The sequence below is a fragment of the Streptomyces sp. NPDC059477 genome, assembly GCF_042749375.1.
In the GTDB taxonomy this organism is placed as follows: domain Bacteria; phylum Actinomycetota; class Actinomycetes; order Streptomycetales; family Streptomycetaceae; genus Streptomyces.
Genome location: NZ_JBHYUG010000043.1, coordinates 40,803 through 57,458, shown reverse-complemented (window position 1 = coordinate 57,458; position 16,656 = coordinate 40,803). Strand labels below are relative to the sequence as shown.

General features: G+C 74.0%; 14 protein-coding genes. 12 read left to right on the top strand and 2 right to left on the bottom strand.

Annotated features, from left to right (window positions below):
• Window positions 1-15 precede the first annotated feature (15 nt).
• The 9 genes from ACFXAZ_RS22000 to ACFXAZ_RS21960 all read left to right on the top strand — a co-directional run bounded on the left by ACFXAZ_RS22000 (window position 16) and on the right by ACFXAZ_RS21960 (window position 10,817).
• Window positions 16-1,188, top strand: a complete 1,173-nt coding sequence (locus ACFXAZ_RS22000; protein WP_384593704.1) for a glycosyltransferase family 4 protein — start codon at window positions 16-18, stop codon at window positions 1,186-1,188.
• Complete coding sequence (locus ACFXAZ_RS21995; RefSeq protein WP_384593701.1) at window positions 1,172-2,020, top strand: class I SAM-dependent methyltransferase; 849 nt, start codon at window positions 1,172-1,174, stop codon at window positions 2,018-2,020. The genes ACFXAZ_RS22000 and ACFXAZ_RS21995 overlap by 17 nt, the downstream gene beginning before the upstream one ends.
• Complete coding sequence (locus ACFXAZ_RS21990; protein ID WP_384593698.1) at window positions 2,017-6,171, top strand: alpha-(1->3)-arabinofuranosyltransferase family protein; 4,155 nt, start codon at window positions 2,017-2,019, stop codon at window positions 6,169-6,171. Before ACFXAZ_RS21995 ends, ACFXAZ_RS21990 begins: the two co-directional genes overlap by 4 nt.
• Window positions 6,168-7,439, top strand: a complete 1,272-nt coding sequence (locus ACFXAZ_RS21985) for a condensation protein (RefSeq protein ID WP_384593695.1) — start codon at window positions 6,168-6,170, stop codon at window positions 7,437-7,439. The genes ACFXAZ_RS21990 and ACFXAZ_RS21985 overlap by 4 nt, the downstream gene beginning before the upstream one ends.
• Window positions 7,436-8,170 (top strand): class I SAM-dependent methyltransferase, encoded by a 735-nt coding sequence (locus ACFXAZ_RS21980; protein WP_384593693.1) that lies wholly within the window; start codon window positions 7,436-7,438, stop codon window positions 8,168-8,170. The genes ACFXAZ_RS21985 and ACFXAZ_RS21980 overlap by 4 nt, the downstream gene beginning before the upstream one ends.
• 14 nt (window positions 8,171-8,184) lie before the next feature.
• Window positions 8,185-9,099, top strand: coding sequence for a hypothetical protein (locus ACFXAZ_RS21975; protein ID WP_384593746.1), 915 nt, complete (start codon window positions 8,185-8,187; stop codon window positions 9,097-9,099).
• Window positions 9,096-9,311, top strand: coding sequence for a Trm112 family protein (locus ACFXAZ_RS21970; RefSeq protein ID WP_384593690.1), 216 nt, complete (start codon window positions 9,096-9,098; stop codon window positions 9,309-9,311). Before ACFXAZ_RS21975 ends, ACFXAZ_RS21970 begins: the two co-directional genes overlap by 4 nt.
• An 80-nt stretch (window positions 9,312-9,391) precedes the next feature.
• Window positions 9,392-10,228 carry an FkbM family methyltransferase gene (locus tag ACFXAZ_RS21965; RefSeq protein WP_384593743.1) on the top strand — a complete coding sequence of 279 codons (837 nt, stop codon included), beginning with the start codon at window positions 9,392-9,394 and terminating at the stop codon, window positions 10,226-10,228.
• Entirely contained in the window at window positions 10,191-10,817 is a 627-nt protein-coding gene (locus ACFXAZ_RS21960) for a hypothetical protein (RefSeq protein WP_384593687.1), read from the top strand. The genes ACFXAZ_RS21965 and ACFXAZ_RS21960 overlap by 38 nt, the downstream gene beginning before the upstream one ends.
• A gap of 83 nt (window positions 10,818-10,900) precedes the next feature.
• On the opposite strand, the gene ACFXAZ_RS21955 is transcribed toward ACFXAZ_RS21960, so the two are convergent.
• A complete protein-coding gene (locus ACFXAZ_RS21955; RefSeq protein WP_384593684.1) occupies window positions 10,901-11,887 on the bottom strand; it encodes an alpha/beta hydrolase in 987 nt (328 codons plus the stop codon).
• A 101-nt stretch (window positions 11,888-11,988) separates the two neighbouring features.
• The gene (locus ACFXAZ_RS21950; protein WP_384593681.1) at window positions 11,989-12,861 is read right to left on the bottom strand and encodes a RimK family alpha-L-glutamate ligase; all 873 of its coding nucleotides are present in this window, start codon (window positions 12,859-12,861) and stop codon (window positions 11,989-11,991) included.
• Between the two features lie 171 nt (window positions 12,862-13,032).
• Between ACFXAZ_RS21950 and ACFXAZ_RS21945 the strand changes: the two genes are divergently transcribed.
• From ACFXAZ_RS21945 to ACFXAZ_RS21935, 3 genes are all read left to right on the top strand, one after another.
• Window positions 13,033-14,205 carry a MerR family transcriptional regulator gene (locus ACFXAZ_RS21945; RefSeq protein ID WP_384593740.1) on the top strand — a complete coding sequence of 391 codons (1,173 nt, stop codon included), beginning with the start codon at window positions 13,033-13,035 and terminating at the stop codon, window positions 14,203-14,205.
• Between the two features lie 361 nt (window positions 14,206-14,566).
• The gene (locus tag ACFXAZ_RS21940) at window positions 14,567-14,770 is read left to right on the top strand and encodes a hypothetical protein (RefSeq protein ID WP_384593678.1); all 204 of its coding nucleotides are present in this window, start codon (window positions 14,567-14,569) and stop codon (window positions 14,768-14,770) included.
• 58 nt (window positions 14,771-14,828) lie between these two features.
• The gene (locus tag ACFXAZ_RS21935) at window positions 14,829-16,310 is read left to right on the top strand and encodes an acyl-CoA synthetase (RefSeq protein WP_384593675.1); all 1,482 of its coding nucleotides are present in this window, start codon (window positions 14,829-14,831) and stop codon (window positions 16,308-16,310) included.
• The last annotated feature ends 346 nt before the right edge of the window (window positions 16,311-16,656 follow it).

Here is a 16,656-nt window from a genome sequence, read left to right as displayed (position 1 = left end):
CGAGTTGGAGCTCCCATGCCCCAGCACGTGCCGTCCCCGCCGCGTGCCACGCTTTCCCGGCCGCAGCACACCGTGGCCCCCCTCGCGGTGCCGCGGCGCATCACCTTCCTCGCCCATCGCGACCTCGGCAATCCGGCCGCCGGCGGCTCCGAGCTGCTGGTCGACCGGCTCGCCGACGGACTGACCCGCCTCGGCCACCAGGTCACCCTGGTGTGCGGCGGGCCCGCCTCCCCGCTGCCCGCCTACCGGACGGTGTCGGCGGGCGGCGCCTACGGCCACTACCTGCGCGCCCGGTCCGTGTTCGCCCGCGAGGTCGGCGAGACCGATCTGCTGGTGGAGGTCTGCAACGGCATGCCCTACCTCGCCCCCCTGTGGCATCGCGGGCCGACCATGTGCCTGGTCAACCATGTCCACAGCGACCTGTGGGGCATGCGGTTCGGCGGCCCCCTGGCCCCGGCCGCCCGCCTGGGCCGGCGGCTGGAGCACTGGGCGCTGAGCGGAGCGGTACGGCACAACAGCCTGCTGGTCGCCGTGTCCCCGTCCACCGCGCAGGCGCTGCACGCGCTCGGCGTGGCCCACGACCGCATCCGGGTCGTGCACAACGGCGTCGCGGAACCCGGCCCATACGCCGCGCGTTCCCCCGAGCCGCTGTTCGTGGCCGTCGGACGCCTCGTCGAGTACAAGCGCGTCGATCTGCTGCTGCGGCTGTGGGAACGCGTGCGCCCGGTCACCGGCGGGCGGCTGCTGATCGTCGGCGACGGGCCCGAACGCGAGCGGCTGGAACGGCTCGCCGGGCCCGGTGTCGAGTTCACCGGGCATGTCTCCGAGGCCGAGAAGCACCGGCTGCTGTGCGCGGCGTGGCTGCTGCTGCATCCGTCCGCCGTGGAGGGGTGGGGGCTGGTGGTGACCGAGGCGGCGGCTCGGCGGACGCCGACGGTCGCGTTCGACGTGCCGGGGCTTCGGGACTCCGTCGTGGACGGGGAGACGGGGGTGCTGGCCCGGGGGGAGTCCTCGTTCGCCGCGGCGTGGTGTTCGTTGGCCTTGTCCGCGGAGCGCCGCGCGGCGTTGGCGGAGGCGGCGTTCTCGCTGGCCTCGGGGTTTCGGTGGGGGCGGACCGTTCAGGGGTTTCGGGCGGTTGCCGGGGAGGCGTATCGGTTGGGGAGGGGCGGCTATGCGGTGGGGGGGTGACGATGTGTTTCGAGTGCGGGTGCGTCGTGGCTTGTCGCGCCCACGCGGCGGAGCCGCACATGTCACGGCCCCGCGCCCCTATCAGGGCGACGGTCCTCAGCGGCATCACAGAGACCCCTCCTTTCGGCGCTCCCTCGCCCTCTTTCTGGCCTTTCTTCGTGAGCAGGAGGAGCCCGAGAAGTGCTACTCGCTGCTCGCCCGTGACGCCGTCGATCAAGTCGAGGCGCATTACGGAGCCGTCGCCGGACGTGTCGTCGTCGATGTCGGTGGTGGCAGTGGGTACTTCACCGAGGAGTTCCGGCGGCGTGGGGCGGATGCCTATCTCTTCGAGCCCGACATCGGTGAGCTGGGGGCCGAGCCGCCCCCGGGCTCCGTGATCGCCGACGGGTATCTGCTGCCGCTCGGGGACGGGGTCGCGGACGTGACCTTCACCTCGAACGTGCTGGAGCATGTCGCCGATCCCCAGACGTTTCTCAGCGAGCTGGCCCGGGTGACCCGGCCCGGCGGGCTGGTCTATGTGTCGTTCACCAACTGGCTGTCCCCGTGGGGCGGTCACGAGTGGGCGCCCTGGCACTACCTGGGTGCCGAGCGGGCCCGCGCGCGGTACCGGCGGCGTACCGGCAAGGCCGCCAAGCACACCCTCGGCGAGAACCTGTTCGCCGTGCACATCGGCACGACCCTGCGGCAGGTGCGCGCCCGCGACGATCTGACGGTCGTCTCGGCCCGCTCCCGCTACTGGCCCTTCCTCACGGAGTGGATCGTCAAGGTCCCCGGTCTCCGTGAGATAGCCACCTGGAATCTCCTCCTCATCCTCCGGCGGTGTCCCCCATGACGACCACGGTCCAGGCTCCTCCCCCGGCAGCCATCCCCACCACCGCGAACAGCGCGGGCCCTCCCGAGGGCCCCCGGTCGCGGCGCTGGCTGCTGGGATTCTGGGCCGTGGTTCTGGTGTTGTTCCTGGCGGTGAAGCCGGGACGGCAGACCTTCGACACCAAGCTCGGGGTGACGGTCGATCCCGGACAGTTCCTGTCCGATCTGGGGCAGTTGTGGCACGACCGCAGCGGCTTCGGCGGCATCCAGGACCAGTACGTCGGCTATCTGTGGCCGATGCTGCCGTTCCACTGGCTGGCCCGAGCCGTGGAGCTGCCGGTGTGGCTGGCCGAGCGGCTGTGGATGTCCGTCATCGTGTCGGTGGCGTTCTGGGGTGCCCTGCGACTGGCCGAGCGGCTGGGCGTCGGCGACGGGGCCTCGCGGCTGCTCGCGGCCCTCGCGTACGCGCTGTGGCCGGTGTTCACCATCGTCATCGGCTCCACGTCGGCCGCCGCGCTGCCCGGCGCGTTCCTGCCGTGGGTGCTGCTGCCGCTGGCCGACCCGCGCTACAGCGCCCGGGTCGCGGCGCTGCGGTCGGTGCTGTTCGTGCCGTTCATGGGTGGGGTCAACGCGGCCTCGACGCTGGCGTCCCTGGTGCCGGTCGGCCTGTATCTGCTGACCCGGCCGCGCGGGCCCCGGCAGCGCAGGCTGATCGCCTGGTGGGTGCCCGGGGTGATCGTGGCGACGGCGTGGTGGTGGATCCCGCTGCTGCTGCTCGGCGCGTACGGCGAGAACTTTCTGCCGTACGTGGAGAGCGCGCACACCACGACCGACACCATGGCGGCGACGGAGGCACTGCGCGGCGCCGGGAACTGGGTGGCGTATCTGCACTTCGGTGAGGCGTGGTTGCCGGCCGGGTGGGTGGTGGCGTCTGCGGTGGTGGTGATCGTCTGCTCGGCGCTGGCGGCCGGGCTGGGGCTCGCCGGGCTGGCGCGGCGGGATGTGCCCGAGCGGCGCTGGCTGGTGCTGACCGTGCTGGTGTGCGTGCTGGTGCTGCTCGCCGGGTACGGCGGCACGTTCGGCGGCCTCTTCCACGGCACGGTGCAGGACTGGCTGGACGGGTGGCTGGCGCCGTTCCGCAATGTCTACAAGTTCCAGACGGGCGTGGCCCTCGCGCTGGTGCTGGGGCTCGCGCACCTGGTGGCGGTGGCCGCCGAGCCGCGCGGGGCCCGTCCGGTGCGCGGACGCCGCTTCGTGCCGCTGATCGCGGCGGTGCTGGTGCTGCCGGGGCTGGTGTGGCCGTATCTCAACGGGTCGATCCTGAACCAGGGTTCGTTCCAGCAGGTTCCCGCGTACTGGCGGACCGTGGCCGACCGGCTGGCGGAGTGGTCGCCCGACTCGCGCGCCCTCGTCGTCCCGGCGACCGCGCACGGCGTCCACACCTGGGGCTCGACCATCGACCAGCCGCTGGACGTGCTCGCCGGGTCCCGGTGGGGCCAGCGGGACTATGTGCCGTTCGGGCAGCCCGGCAACCGGCGGGCCATGGACGCGGTGGAACAGGCGCTCCAGACGGGGGTGGAGGTGCCGGGGCTGGCCGACTATCTGAGCCGCGCCGGGGTCTACTACGTCGTGGTCCGCAACGATCTCGATCCGGACCAGGTCGGCTACACCCCGACCACCACCGTGAAGCGGACCCTGGAGCAGTCCGGGTACGAGCGGGTCGCCGGGTACGGGCCGATGATGACCGGCGGGCGGATCGCCGAGGACACGCCGTTGCAGGTCGAGGGGCTGTACCCGGTGCAGCGGGCGGTGGAGATCTACCGGCCCGCCGATACGGCCGTGCCCCGGCCGGGGCAGGCCGGGCTGACGCCGGTCGCCGACACGGCCCAGGTCTCCGGCGGCCCGGAAGCGCTGCTGCCGCTGGCGTCCGACCTGCGCGGCCGGGCGAGCGTGCTGACCGGCGACGGGCATCCGGGGCTCGGCTCACCCCCGTTGCAGCTCAGCGGGGACGGGCTGCGGCGCGCGGACACCCGGTTCGGACTGGTCAGCGCCAACACCTCGTACACGTACACCCGAGACGAGCGCAACGCGCCGGACGCCCATCAGGACGCGGGCGAGGCACCGCACCAGATCCTGCCGCTGACCGGCGTCGACCATCAGACGGTGGCCGAGCTGCGGGGCGCGGAGTCGGTGACGGCGTCGTCGTACGGGAGCTGGTTCTTCCATCTGCCTCAGTTCGACCCGGTGAACGCCTTCGACGGGAACCCGGACACCGCCTGGACCGAGGGTTCGGCGGACACCCCGGACGGGGAGTGGCTGCGGATCGGGTTCACCGAGGAGTACGACATGCCGTCGTCGTTCCGGGTGACGCCGCTGCCGCAGGAGAGTGTGCGGTCGGCGCCGACGCGGGTGCGGGTGGAGACCGAGCGGGGCTCGGAGACCAGCTATCTCCAGCCCAATGGGGCCGCGCAGTCGGTCAAGGCGCCTGCCGGGGCGACCAGTTGGATGAAGCTGACCATCCTGGAGTCCGTGGAGCGGCGGCCGGGGCTGCTCGGCGCCGGGTTCGCCGAGATCACCCTCCCTGAGGTGACGGTGACCCGGATGCTGGCGCTCCCGGCGGACTCGGCGGACAGCGACGCGGCCAGTGAGGTCGTCTCCCTGCACCGGGTCGCCGACCCGGCCGGCATGTCCCCGACCGGCTCCGAAGCGGGCCTGCACCGCGCCTTCACCACGGGCACGGACGGCACGTACGAGATCGAGGCGAGCGCGGTCGCCGTGCCCGGCGCCGAACTCGACCGGATGCTCTACGAGATCGCCCCTGACCAGGCCCAGCGGATCACCGCCACCGCCGACTCCACCGCCCGGCTCGGCGTCGGCCTGTCCGCCCGCAATCTGACCGACGGCGATCTGACCACGGCCTGGATCGCGGGCGACAACCCGACGATCCACCTGAGCTGGGAGGGCTTGCAGCCGATCGACGAACTGGTGCTGGCCGGGGCGGGCGGCCTGACCACCCGGCCCACCGAGGTCACCATCGACTCGCCCGGCGGCGCGACCACCGCCGCCGTGGACGAGAACGGCTGGGTCCGCTTCCCGCCGATCACCACCGACCGGCTGGACATCACCATCACCGACACCGCGCCGATCACCCTCCACAACCCCCTGGTGGACGAGGATCTGCGCCTCCCGGTCGGCCTGACCGAGGCCCACATCCCGGCCCTGGACAGCTACCGCACCCCGCAGCCCGACCCCGACCGCACCTTCGCCCTGCCCTGCGGCTCCGGCCCCGTGGTCGCGATCGACGGCACCCTGTACGAGACCAGCGTCGAGGGCCTGGTCCGGGACCTGACCGAGCGCCGCCGCATCCCGGTGACGCTGTGCGGCGCCGACGACGACCACCTCGACCTCGCGGCGGGCGACCACCGGGTGGAGTCCGGCGACGCGGGCCCACTGCTCCTCACCGACCTCACCCTCACCCGGGGCACGGTGACCCCGCCGCCCACCGCCGACCGCGCGCTGGAGGTACGGGACTGGCTCGGCGACCAGCGCGAACTGAGCGTCGGTGCGGGCGACGCCTCGTACGTGACGACGTACGAGAACTTCAACGACGGCTGGCGGGCCACCCTGGACGGCCGTGAACTGACCCCCGTCCGGCTGGACGGCTGGCAGCAGGGCTGGCTGATCCCGGCCGGCGAGGGCGGCACCCTCAAGCTGTCCTACGGTCCCGCCACGACGTACGACGCCGGACTGATCGGCAGCGGGGTGGGGCTCGCAGGTCTGGTGGGCCTGGCGCTGTGGCGGCGCCGCGAGCCCAGCACCGACGCCCCGCAGGAGACCCCGCCGCCGCCGGGGGTGTGGCTCGGCACGGTGGCGCTGACGCTGGTCGCGGTGGTCATCGCGGGCTGGTTGGCGCTGCTCGTCCCCGCACTCGCCCTGCTGGCCCACTGGCGACACCGGCTCCTCGTCCCGATCGCCTTCGGCTCCCTCGCCCTCGCGGGCATCACGGCGGCGACCGGCGCGGGTCAGCCGGTCGGCGACGGCTCGGGCTCCTTCGGCCCGGTCGCCCAACTCCTCACGCTGATCGGCCTGTTCGCGGCGCTGGTGAGCGTGCGGGGACGCGCCCGGCGCCGACGGGGCGGGCAACCGGCGGAGCCGGTGGAGGACCGTCCGTGACGACGATCCCCTTCCCCGTGGTGGATGAGATCGCCCGGCACTGCCTCCAGGAGGAGGAACCGGAGACCGTCCACATCGAGGTCCACCTCCCGGGCCCCATCGACCCACCTCGCCTGCGCAAGGCGTTCACGGAGGCCCTGCGCCGCCATCCCCGTGTCCTGATGCGGGAGGCCCTGGGCCCGTGGTACCGCCGCCGCTACGAGTGGGAACTGACGGCGGAACCGGAGGTGGAGGTGGTGCGGTTCACCGACCCCGGGGTGGACGCTCCGCGGGACGCGAGAAGAAGATCCCTGGACCAGGCGCCGCCCTTGTCGGCGTCACCGCCGGTGCGGCTGGAAGTCGTACCCCCTGTCACCGCGTCCACCCCCGCACCCCACCCCACGGCCCTGATCCTCACCGTCAACCACACCGCCCTGGACGGCCCCGCCTGCCTCCGCATCCTGGCGACGGCAGCGGAGCTGTACGGCGGCAAGGACAACACCCCCACCGCACCCCCGACCCGCCCCCGACAACCCTCACCCACCACCCCGGACACCCCCTCCACCTGGTCCCGCCCGGCCCGCGTGGCCGCAGGCACCCCCGGCACCTCCCCCGGCAACGGCCTGCTCGTCACCGAACTCCCCCTCCCCCACCGCCCCAAGGACGCCCCCTACACCGTCAACGACCAGCTGATGGTCACCACGGCCCGCACCCTCGCCCACTGGAACCGCGAACACGGCGCACCCCCGCGCCCCCTGCGCATCACCATGCCCGTGGACGACCGCCCCCGCGACCACACGATGCCGATGGGCAACGGCACCCGACTGGTCGAAGTCCCGTTCTCCCCGGACGAGTTGACCACCGACGACACCCCCGCCCTGCTCCACCGCACGGCCACCAGAACCCGCGCCCTCAAAGCCCTCCACCGCCCCCAACTGGGCCACGGAGCCACCCTGCTGACCGCCCCGGTCGCCCCCGTCGCCTGGCGGGCCGCGCTCACCCGTACGCTCCGCCGGGCCGCCGCCCCCTGGACGTCCACCACCCTGCTCAGCAACATCGGCAGAATCCCGTACCCGCTGGACTTCGGCGCGGAGGCGGGCCGGGCGCACGCGGTGTGGTTCTCGGCACCGGCCCGGATGCCGCGCGGCCTGACCGTCACCACGGCGTCCACGGCGGGCCGGCTGCATCTGGCCCTGCGCTGGTCGCGCACCCTGCTCGGCCCCGACGACGGCGACCGGCTACGGGACCTCTTCGCGCACCACCTGCGTACGACGGAGGCCGGCCCATGACCACCACCGCGCCCGTCACCACCCCACCCGACCTGCGTGACTTCTACGAGAACCCGGCCGTGCCGGTGGCCTCCGGCGCCGCCCGCTCGCTGCGCCAGGCCCGCATGCTGGCGGCGGCCCTGGCCGGGACGACCGGCCAAACCGTCCTGGACATCGGCTGCGGCGACGGCACGGCCGCCGCCACCGCCGCCCCCCTGCTGCGCGGCCACCGGCTGATCGGCGTCGACTGGTCGCAGGACGCGCTGGTACGGGCCCGGACCCGGCTGCCGCAGGTGATCCGCGGGGAACTCACCGGCGGCGGGCTGCCGTTGCGGGCCGGGGCGGCGGACGCCGTGCTGTTCAGCGAGGTGGTCGAGCATCTGGTCGACCCGGACGCGGCGCTGGACGAGATCCGGCGGGTCCTGCGCCCCGGCGGCCATCTGATGCTGTCCACCCCGAATCTGGCCGCCTGGTACAACCGGGGACTGCTGCTGGCCGGGGTGCAGCCGGTGTTCTCCGAGGTGAGTCTGCGCGCGATCCACGGGCGGCCGGGCTCGGAGGTGGTCGGGCATCTGCGGCTGTACACGGCCCGTGCGCTGCGGGAGTTCGTCACGGCGGCGGGCTTCGACGTCGTACGGCTGGCGGGGGCGCCCTTCCACGGGGTGCCGCGGGCGCTGCGCCCGCTGGACCGGCTGGCGTGTGCCCGGCCGCCGCTGGCCTCGATCCTGCTGCTGCACGCCCGCCGGCGTTGAGCATGTGGTGGGGGGTGGCGGCGGCCCTGCTGGCGAACGTGCTGTACAGCGCCGGGTTCGTGCTGGAGAAGCGGGCGCTGGGGGTGTTGCCGGAGGTGAGTGTGCGGCGGCCCGCGCGGCTGCTGCGGCTGGTGCTGGGCAGCCCGCTGTGGATCGCGGGCTCGCTGGCGCTGGCGGCGGGTTTCGGGGCGCAGTTGCTGGTGTACCGGACGCTGCCGATCGCCGCCGCGCAGGGCATCTTCGTCGCCGGTCTGGTGCTGCTGGTGCTGCTGTCGTCGCGGCTGCTCGGCGAGGAGACCAGCGGCCGGGAGCGGTACGCGCTCGCCGCGATCCTGCTGGCGCTGCTGATGGTGGTGCTGTCGCTGGACGAGAGCGCCGACAGGGTGGGCCGGGGCGCCCCCTATCCGCTGGTGCTGCTGGTGTGCGTGCCGTCGCTGGCGGCCGGGGTGTGGCTGTACCGGTCAACCGAGCGCGGCGCCGGTCACCGGCACCGGCTGCCCACGACCGGCGTGGAGTACGGGGTCGCGGTCGGGCTGCTGTACGGGGTCAGCTCGCTCGCCATCAAGGGCGTCTCCGGGTATCTCACGGCGGGCGGGCCCGGTGCCGTGCTCGCCGGGTTGCTGCGCTCCCCGTACCCGTATCTGCTGCTGTTCACCGGCGCGTTCGGCCTGATCATGTCGCAGGCCGCGCTCCAGCGCTGCCGGGCCTCGCTGATCGTGCCGGTGTGCACGACGGTGACCGCGCTGTACACGGCCGTGCTCGGCACCCTGACGTTCGGTGAGGCGCTGCCCGCCCATCCGGCCCGGCTGGGGCTGCGGATCGCCGGGACCTGTCTGGCGGTCACCGTGCTGCTGATGATGCCCAAGCATGACGCCGCCCCCCGACCGCCCATGGGCGAAAAGACGGACAAGGAGCTGACCGAGCCATGAAGCCGGACGACCCGCTGCTGAGAATCCTCGCCTGCCCGCTCGACAAGGGACCGCTGCATCTGCTCGCGGGAGACGGGGGTGAGTCGCTGTACAACCCTCGGCTGCGGCGCCGCTATCCGATCGTGGACGGCGTGCCGCAGTTGCTGCCGTCGTCCGGGGAGCAGGTCCCGCAGGACGAGCACGAGACGCTGCTGAAGCGGATGGCCCTGTGAGCGGGCCCGGGGCCCGGGACGTCACGGGCGTCGCCGGGACCGCGTCCCCCGTCGCCCCGCCCCGGACCCTGGCCCACCGGATGGCGTCCTACCTCCCCGACCGGCTGGTGGCGGCCACCGCGCGGGCGGTGTACCCGCGCTTCGAGCCGGAGCTGGCCCGGATCACCGACCTGTGCCCGCCCGGCTGCGGTACGGCGGTGGACGTGGGCGGCTGGTACGGCCCCTGGACGCGGCGGCTGAGTGGCCTGGCGCGGCGGGTGGTGACGGTGGAGCCGGTGCCACGGCTGGCCCGGCTGCTGGCGCGGACCGTCCCGCCGAACGTCCGGGTGATCCAGGCCGCCGCCTCGGACGGTCCGGGCACGGCCCGGCTCTGGCTGCCCGCCGACGACGCCGGTGACCGTGGGGTGTCGTCGCTGGTCCGGCGGGACATCCATGCCCGCGCGGTGCCGGTGCGCTGTGTCGCGCTGGACGATCTGGGCCTGACGGACGTCGGGTTCGTGAAGATCGACGTGGACGGCAGCGAACTGGCGGTGCTGCGGGGCGCGACCACGCTGCTGACCCGGGACCGTCCGGCCCTCTTCGTGGAGCTGGAGGCCCGGATCCAGCCGGTGGGCCCGGTGGTGACGTACCTCGGCACGCTGGGCTACACCGGGTGGGTGCTCCCGGCGGACCGCTGGGTCCCGCTCGACGCCTTCCCCCTGGAGAGCCATCAGGAGGGCGCGGCCCATCTGGCGGCCGAGGGCCTGTTGCGCCGGGTGCTGCCGCTGCGGGGTCGCGCCCGCTATGTGAACTCGGTGCTGTTCCTGCCGCGGGGCCGCACACCGGGGACGGGCGGCCGGCCGCCGGGGCGCAGGTCGGGCCGGGGCGGCGTACGCCACGATGGTCCGTATGTCCTTGGATTCCACGCCCGGCGCTGACGGCCGTTTCACCCCGCTCGATTTCCAGCTGGTGCTGCTGCGCCGGATGGCCGACCACAATCCGGACCTGGTGGAGGACGCCCGGCGGCACCTGGGCGTCTCGCTCGCCGGGATGCGTGAGGCGAACAAGCGCTGGCAGGCGATGGTCCGCTCGCCGCGCTCCCGGTCGGCCGCGTCCCGCTCCGGCTCGGCAGCGTCCCGCTACCGCTCGGTGCTCGGCGCTCCCGCGTCGACGGCCGCCCGCCGCATCGGCGACCTGGACTGCGAGGCGTGGCAGTGGCCGCTGCCGCTCTGGCCGGACCTGCGGTTCGAGGTGCTGGTCGGCCCGAACCGGGCGGTGTGGAACGAGTGGCTGGTCCGCGCCCCGGACGCGCCCGCCCCGCCCCTCCACCACCTGGCGGACCTCACCCCCTGGTCCTGCACGGTCGACGAGGCCGCCCGCGCCTTCGCCCCGGCCCGCCCCCTGGAGGGCAGCGCCCCCACCCGCTGGGGCCTCGCCTTCACGGCCCCGGACGCGGACGGGGTACGGCGGGAGGTCGTGGCGGAGTTCACGTGGGGGTTGTTGCAGCGGGTGGCGGTGACGGGGTGAGAAGCCACGCCTTCCGGGGGGCCTTGCCCGGGGGGGGTGCCCTGCCGGGGGGTGCACTGCCGGGGGCGCCCCGCCGGGGATGGTTACTCCACCCCTACCCCGTGGGCGAGGGCGCTGGTCCACGCCGCCACGGCCCGCCGGCTCGCCCGGATCGAGGGTGCGATGACGTCGAACATATGGGGGACGCCGGGCACGAGGTGCAGTTCGGTGAGGTTGCCGGCCGCGCTGAGGCGGGAGGCGAAGTCGAGGGCCTCGTCGCGGGCCGGGTCGACGCCGTCGGCCAGGATGTAGGTGGGGGGAAGGTCCCGCAGGTGGGCGGCGCGGGCAGGCACGGCGTAGCCGATGGCGGGGTCGGTGTCCTGGAGGTGGGTGCCCTGGAAGTGGGTGCCCTGGAAGTGGGTGCCCTGGAGGTAGTGCTTCCAGCCGTCCGCCGCGCCACGCCGGTTGAAGAGCTTGGGGTCGGTGACGGTCCGCGCCGACTCGGTCTCCTGCCGGTCGTCCAGGACCGGGTAGCCGAGGTAGAGGAACGCGATCTGCGGCCCCTCGCGGTCCCGGGCGGCGAGCGCGACCCCGGCGGCGAGGGCGGCACCGGCGGAGTGCCCGCCGACGGCGAGCCGGGCGGGGTCGACCCCGAGGGCATCGGCCTGGTCGGCGACCCAGGTGAGGGTGGCGTAGCAGTCGTCGAAGGCGGCGGGGTACGGGTGTTCCGGGGCGAGCCGGTAGTCCGGCGCGACGACGGTGATGCCCAGCTCGGCACAGAGCCGTCGGCAGGTGGGGTCCTCGGCGTTGGGCCCGCCGAGCACGAAGCCGCCGCCGTGGATCCAGACGGCCACCGGACGCGGGCCGTCGGCCGCGTCGGCCGCGTCGAGCGGGGCGACCGGTGTGTAGATCCGTACGGTCACGGCCTGCCCACCGGCCACGATGCCCCGGTCCTCGACCCGCACCTTGCCGTCCGATGCACCGTCCCCGCTCGCCGCGCCCAGGGCGGCGCGCGAGGCCGGGATGTCGGCGAACACATCGAGTTCCGGCAGCACTTCGTAGACCGGCAGAAATTCAGGATCGAGGGTCACGGACCATCCCTTTCTCTTGGTCACTGCACAATAACACTGCTTTCTTGGTCAGTGGCCAGGAGAGTGGGGTGAGGGGGAGGGATTGCCCAATGGGGCAGCGGCTAGTACGCCAACACCGCCTCCGCCACCCGCCCCACCGACGCCGGGTGCAGGTCCAGGAACAGATGGGGCTCGACCAGTTCCAGTTCCATCACGCACGGCTGCCCGTCCTCGCCGTCGACCAGGTCGACGCGGGCGTACAGCAGGTCGGGCGCGTCGGGTACGGCGGTCAGGGCGCGGTCGGCGACGGCCAGTTCGGCGTCGGTCGGCTGCCAGGCACGTACCCCGGGGTGGGCGGTCTTGCGGGCGTCGTACGGGGTGCCCGGCGCGAGCACCGGGCCCTTGCGGATGGCGTGCAGCAGCCGCCCGCCGAAGAACTGGAGGGCGCGTTCGCCGGTGGCGTCGATGGAGCGGACGTACGGCTGGATCATCGCGGTGAAGCCCTCGGCATGCATCCGCTCCAGTTGCCGTAGGGCGGTGGCGTGCTCGTCGGGGGTGTAGCGGGCGGCGAAGCGGGCGCCCGCGCCGGAGGTCGGCTTGACGACGTACTCGTGGTCGGCGGGCAGTTCGGCGGGCCCGTAGGGCTCCCCGGGGGCCACGTACCGGGTCGGGACCGTGGGGATACCGGCCGCCGCCAGGTCGCCGAGGTAGCGCTTGTCGGCGTTCCAGCGGATCACGTCGGCCGGGTTGGCGAGCCGGGTGAGCCTGCCGGCGCGGGCCGCCCAGGCCAGGAACTCCGCCGCCCGCCAGCTGTAGTCCCACGTGGAGCGGATCACGGCGAGGTCGAAGGCGGCCCAGTCGGCGTCCGGGTCGTCCCAGACCACCGCTTCCGCGCGGGCGCCCGCGTCCCGCAGGGCCGCCAGCAGCACCGGCAGATCGGGATCGGCCACCACCTCGGGGCCGGGACGGCAGGTGACCAGGGCTACATGGCGCACAGCGACTCGCTCTCCCCACGGCCGCCGCTCGCACGCACGGCCCGTACCCGGTGATTCGGACAGCGGGCAGGCTAACAATCGAACGCGAACCCCAGAAGCCCGCTTGACCTTCACCTTCGGTCAAGCCCGAGCATCGGTGCCGGAACCGGAGGAGGTTTCCAGTTGGAACACATGCTGACGATCGGCGCCTTCGCCAGGGCGTCCCGGCTGTCACCGAAGGCGCTGCGGCTGTACGACGAACTGGCGCTGCTGCGTCCGGCGCGCGTCGACCCGGACACCGGCTGCCGCTACTACGCGCCCGGCCAGCTCGAACAGGCCCGGCTGGTGGCGTGGCTGCGGCGCCTGGGGATGCCGCTGGCCCGGATCCGTGAGGTGTGCGCGCTGCCGCCCGCCGCCGCGGCCCGGGAGATCCGCGCCTACTGGGCCCGGGTGGAGGCGGAGACGGCCGAGCGCCGCGACCTCGCCGGATTCCTCGTGGACCACCTGACGAGACGACCGCGGAAGGACCCCGCCATGACGACCCTCGCCCTGCGCTACGCCGCCCACTCCGACCGGGGCCGGGTGCGCCCGGTCAACCAGGACACCGTCTACGCGGGCACCCGGCTGCTCGCGGTCGCCGACGGCTTCGGCCCGGACGGCGACCGGGCGAGCACGGCCGCCGTGGAGACGTTCAAGACGCTGGAGGCGCTGGGGGAGACCGAGGTCCCGGCGGGTGAGGTGCTGAATCTGCTGGAGGCGGCCGTGCGGGACGCGGCGCTGGCGGTGCAGGACGCCGGCACCGGGGCGGAGGAGGCCGGCACCGGGGGTGCCGAGGGCGGGGCGGAGGCCGGCACCGGGAGTGCCGAGGGCGGGGCGGAGGCCGGCACCGGGAGTGCCGAGGGCGGGGCGGAGGCCGGCACCACCCTCACCGCACTCCTGTGGACCGGCTCGCACCTCGCCCTGGTCCACATCGGCGACTCCCGCGCGTATCTGCTGCGCGACGGCGGCCTGTTCCGTATCACCCATGACCACACCGTGGTCCAGTCGATGATCGACGAGGGCCGGCTGACCCCGGAGGAGGCCACCAGCCACCCCCAGCGCGCGCTGCTCCTCAACGCCCTGACCGGCACCGGCCACCCCACCCCCGACCTCCATCTGCACGACGCCCACCCCGGCGACCGCTACCTGCTCTGCTCGGACGGCCTCCCGTCGGTCGTCCCGGACGCCGTGATCCGTACGACGCTGGCGGCGGCCGGGACCCCCGAGGCGGCCGTCGACGCCCTGGTCGACGCGGCGAACGCGGCGGGCGGCCCGGACAACGTGAGCTGCGTGGTGGCGGAGGTGACACCGGCGGCAACGGCGTGACGCGGGGCGGCGGCCCGACCCCCGGGCCTGCGGGCGGGCCCACCGGGGCAGGATCGCCCCATGTCGATGACGGGCACGGCGGCCCACACCACCGCCGACCACCTCCCCCCACTGGTCCGCCGCGCGCTGACCGTCGCCCTCGCCCACGGCTTCCCCAACTCCTGCCGCCCCGAACAGGGCCGCCTGCTGCACACCCTGGCGGGCGGCGCGCAGGGGACGATCGGGGAGACGGGCACGGGCTGCGGGGTGGGGCTCGCGTGGCTGGCGTCGGGAGCACCGGCCGGGGTGCGGCTGGTGAGCGTGGAGCGGGATCCGGGGCGGGGGCGGCCAGGGCAAGACACCCGGGGACGATCCGGCGCCGGTGGCCGACCTGCTGGCGCCGGGCGGGACCGTGGTCGTCGACGACTTCACCCCGGCCACCGGCCGGCCGCCGACGCACGACGGCGGCCCCGACACGGCCCGGCTGCACTGGCTCACCCACCCCGCGCTGCACACGACGGAGCTACGCCTGGCGCCGGATCTGGCCACCCTCGTGGGAACGTTGCGCCACACCGACGACCGATGACCATCGTCCGACCCGTCCGACCCGTCCGACCGTCTGACCGATCCAAGGAGTACACCCCGTGTCCTCACCCTCCCCGGCACCTTCCCCGGCCCTCTCTCCGGCACTTTTCCCGGCCCTGCGCCGCGCCCCCGCCGAGCGGCCCGCCGTGCGGTTCGGCGCGCGTTCCCTGACGTACGGCGGGCTCGCCGGGGCGGCCGGGGCCGTCGCCGAGCGGGTGCGGGGGGCCCGACGGGTCGCCGTCTGGGCGACCCCGGAGCTGGAGACGGCCGTCGCGACGGTCGGCGTACTGACCGCCGGGGTCGCCGCCGTGCCGCTGAACCCGAGGTCGGGTGAGAAGGAGTTGGGGCACATCCTGGCCGACAGCGCCCCGGACGCCGTACTGACCGCCCCCGGCACCGAACTGCCCGCCCCGCTCGCCGCGCTCCCCCGTATCGAGGTGGACGTGCGCGCGACGGGCCCGGTCCCCGCCGACGACGCCGACGCCGACGCGCCCGCGCTGGTCGTCTACACCTCGGGCACCACCGGCCCGCCCAAGGGCGCGGTACTGCCCCGCCGGGCCCTGTCCACCACCCTGGACGCGCTCGCCGACGCGTGGGGGTGGACGGACGCGGACGTACTCGCGCACGGGCTGCCGCTGTTCCATGTGCACGGGCTGGTGCTGGGGATTCTCGGGCCGCTGCGGCGGGGCGGATCGGTGCGGCATCTGGGCCGGTTCGACACCGAGGGCGTGGCGCGGGAGCTGAACGGCGGGGCGACGATGCTGTTCGGGGTGCCGACGATGTACCACCGGATCGCCGAAGCCCTGCCCGCCGAACCGGAGTTGGCGAAGGCGCTGGCCGGGGCGCGGCTGCTGGTGTCCGGCTCGGCCGCGCTGCCGGTGCACGACCATGAGCGGATCGCCGCCGCGACCGGTCGCCGGGTGATCGAGCGCTACGGCATGACCGAGACCCTGATGAACACCAGCGTGCGGGCGGACGGGGAGGCGCGGGCGGGAACGGTCGGGGTGCCGTTGCCGGGGGTGGAGTTGCGGCTGGTGGAGGAGGACGGCTCGCCGATCACGGCGTACGACGGGGAGACGGTCGGCGAGATCCAGGTGCGCGGCGCGAACCTCTTCACCGAGTACCTCAACCGCCCCGACGCCACCGCCGCCGCCTTCACGGCCGACGGTTTCTTCCGCACCGGGGACATGGCGGTCCGTGACCCCGACGGCTATGTCCGGATCGTCGGCCGCAAGGCCACCGACCTGATCAAGTCCGGCGGTTACAAGATCGGCGCCGGCGAGATCGAGAACGCGCTCCTGGAACACCCCGGGGTGCGCGAGGCGGCCGTCACCGGGGAGCCGGACGCCGACCTGGGCGAGCGGATCGTCGCCTGGATCGTCCCGGCGGACCCCGGATCCCCGCCCACCGACACCGAGTTGGCGGACCACGTCGCCCGCCGCCTCGCCCCGCACAAGCGCCCCCGGGTGGTCCGCCATCTCGACGCGCTCCCCCGCAACGACATGGGGAAGATCATGAAGCGAGCACTGGGCGATGGCTGATCGGAGCTGACGGGGGCTGATCGGAGCTGACGGGGGCTGATCGGAGCTGACGGAGGCTGATCGGAGCTGACGGAGGCTGATGGGGACTGACAGGTACGGGACCCCGCCCGGCCGAGGCCGGACCGCACAAGCGAGCGGTTGTTCCCTGGAACAGGTGATCGTCACCCGTGAGGTGGTGTGCGGCTCCCGCGGTTGACGATACTTACGGTGCGCAAGCGACGGGATGCATACCGTAGTTGAGCGCGGTCCCACATTCATGCGTCACCGCAAGGAGAACCACGATCATGAACCTTCTCACCGACATCCTCGCCGGCCTCATCCACTTCGTCGGCTGGCTGGTCTGACG

Excerpts from the sequence above, each read along its gene's own strand:
- ACFXAZ_RS21960 (WP_384593687.1), top strand. The coding sequence starts at position 10,191 with ATGGTCCGTATGTCCTTGGATTCCACGCCCGGCGCTGACGGCCGTTTC.
- ACFXAZ_RS21980 (WP_384593693.1), top strand. The coding sequence starts at position 7,436 with ATGACCACCACCGCGCCCGTCACCACCCCACCCGACCTGCGTGACTTC.
- ACFXAZ_RS21995 (WP_384593701.1), top strand. The coding sequence starts at position 1,172 with ATGCGGTGGGGGGGTGACGATGTGTTTCGAGTGCGGGTGCGTCGTGGC.
- ACFXAZ_RS21965 (WP_384593743.1), top strand. The coding sequence starts at position 9,392 with ATGGCGTCCTACCTCCCCGACCGGCTGGTGGCGGCCACCGCGCGGGCG.
- ACFXAZ_RS21970 (WP_384593690.1), top strand. The coding sequence starts at position 9,096 with ATGAAGCCGGACGACCCGCTGCTGAGAATCCTCGCCTGCCCGCTCGAC.
- ACFXAZ_RS21945 (WP_384593740.1), top strand. The coding sequence starts at position 13,033 with ATGCTGACGATCGGCGCCTTCGCCAGGGCGTCCCGGCTGTCACCGAAG.
- ACFXAZ_RS21990 (WP_384593698.1), top strand. The coding sequence starts at position 2,017 with ATGACGACCACGGTCCAGGCTCCTCCCCCGGCAGCCATCCCCACCACC.
- ACFXAZ_RS22000 (WP_384593704.1), top strand. The coding sequence starts at position 16 with ATGCCCCAGCACGTGCCGTCCCCGCCGCGTGCCACGCTTTCCCGGCCG.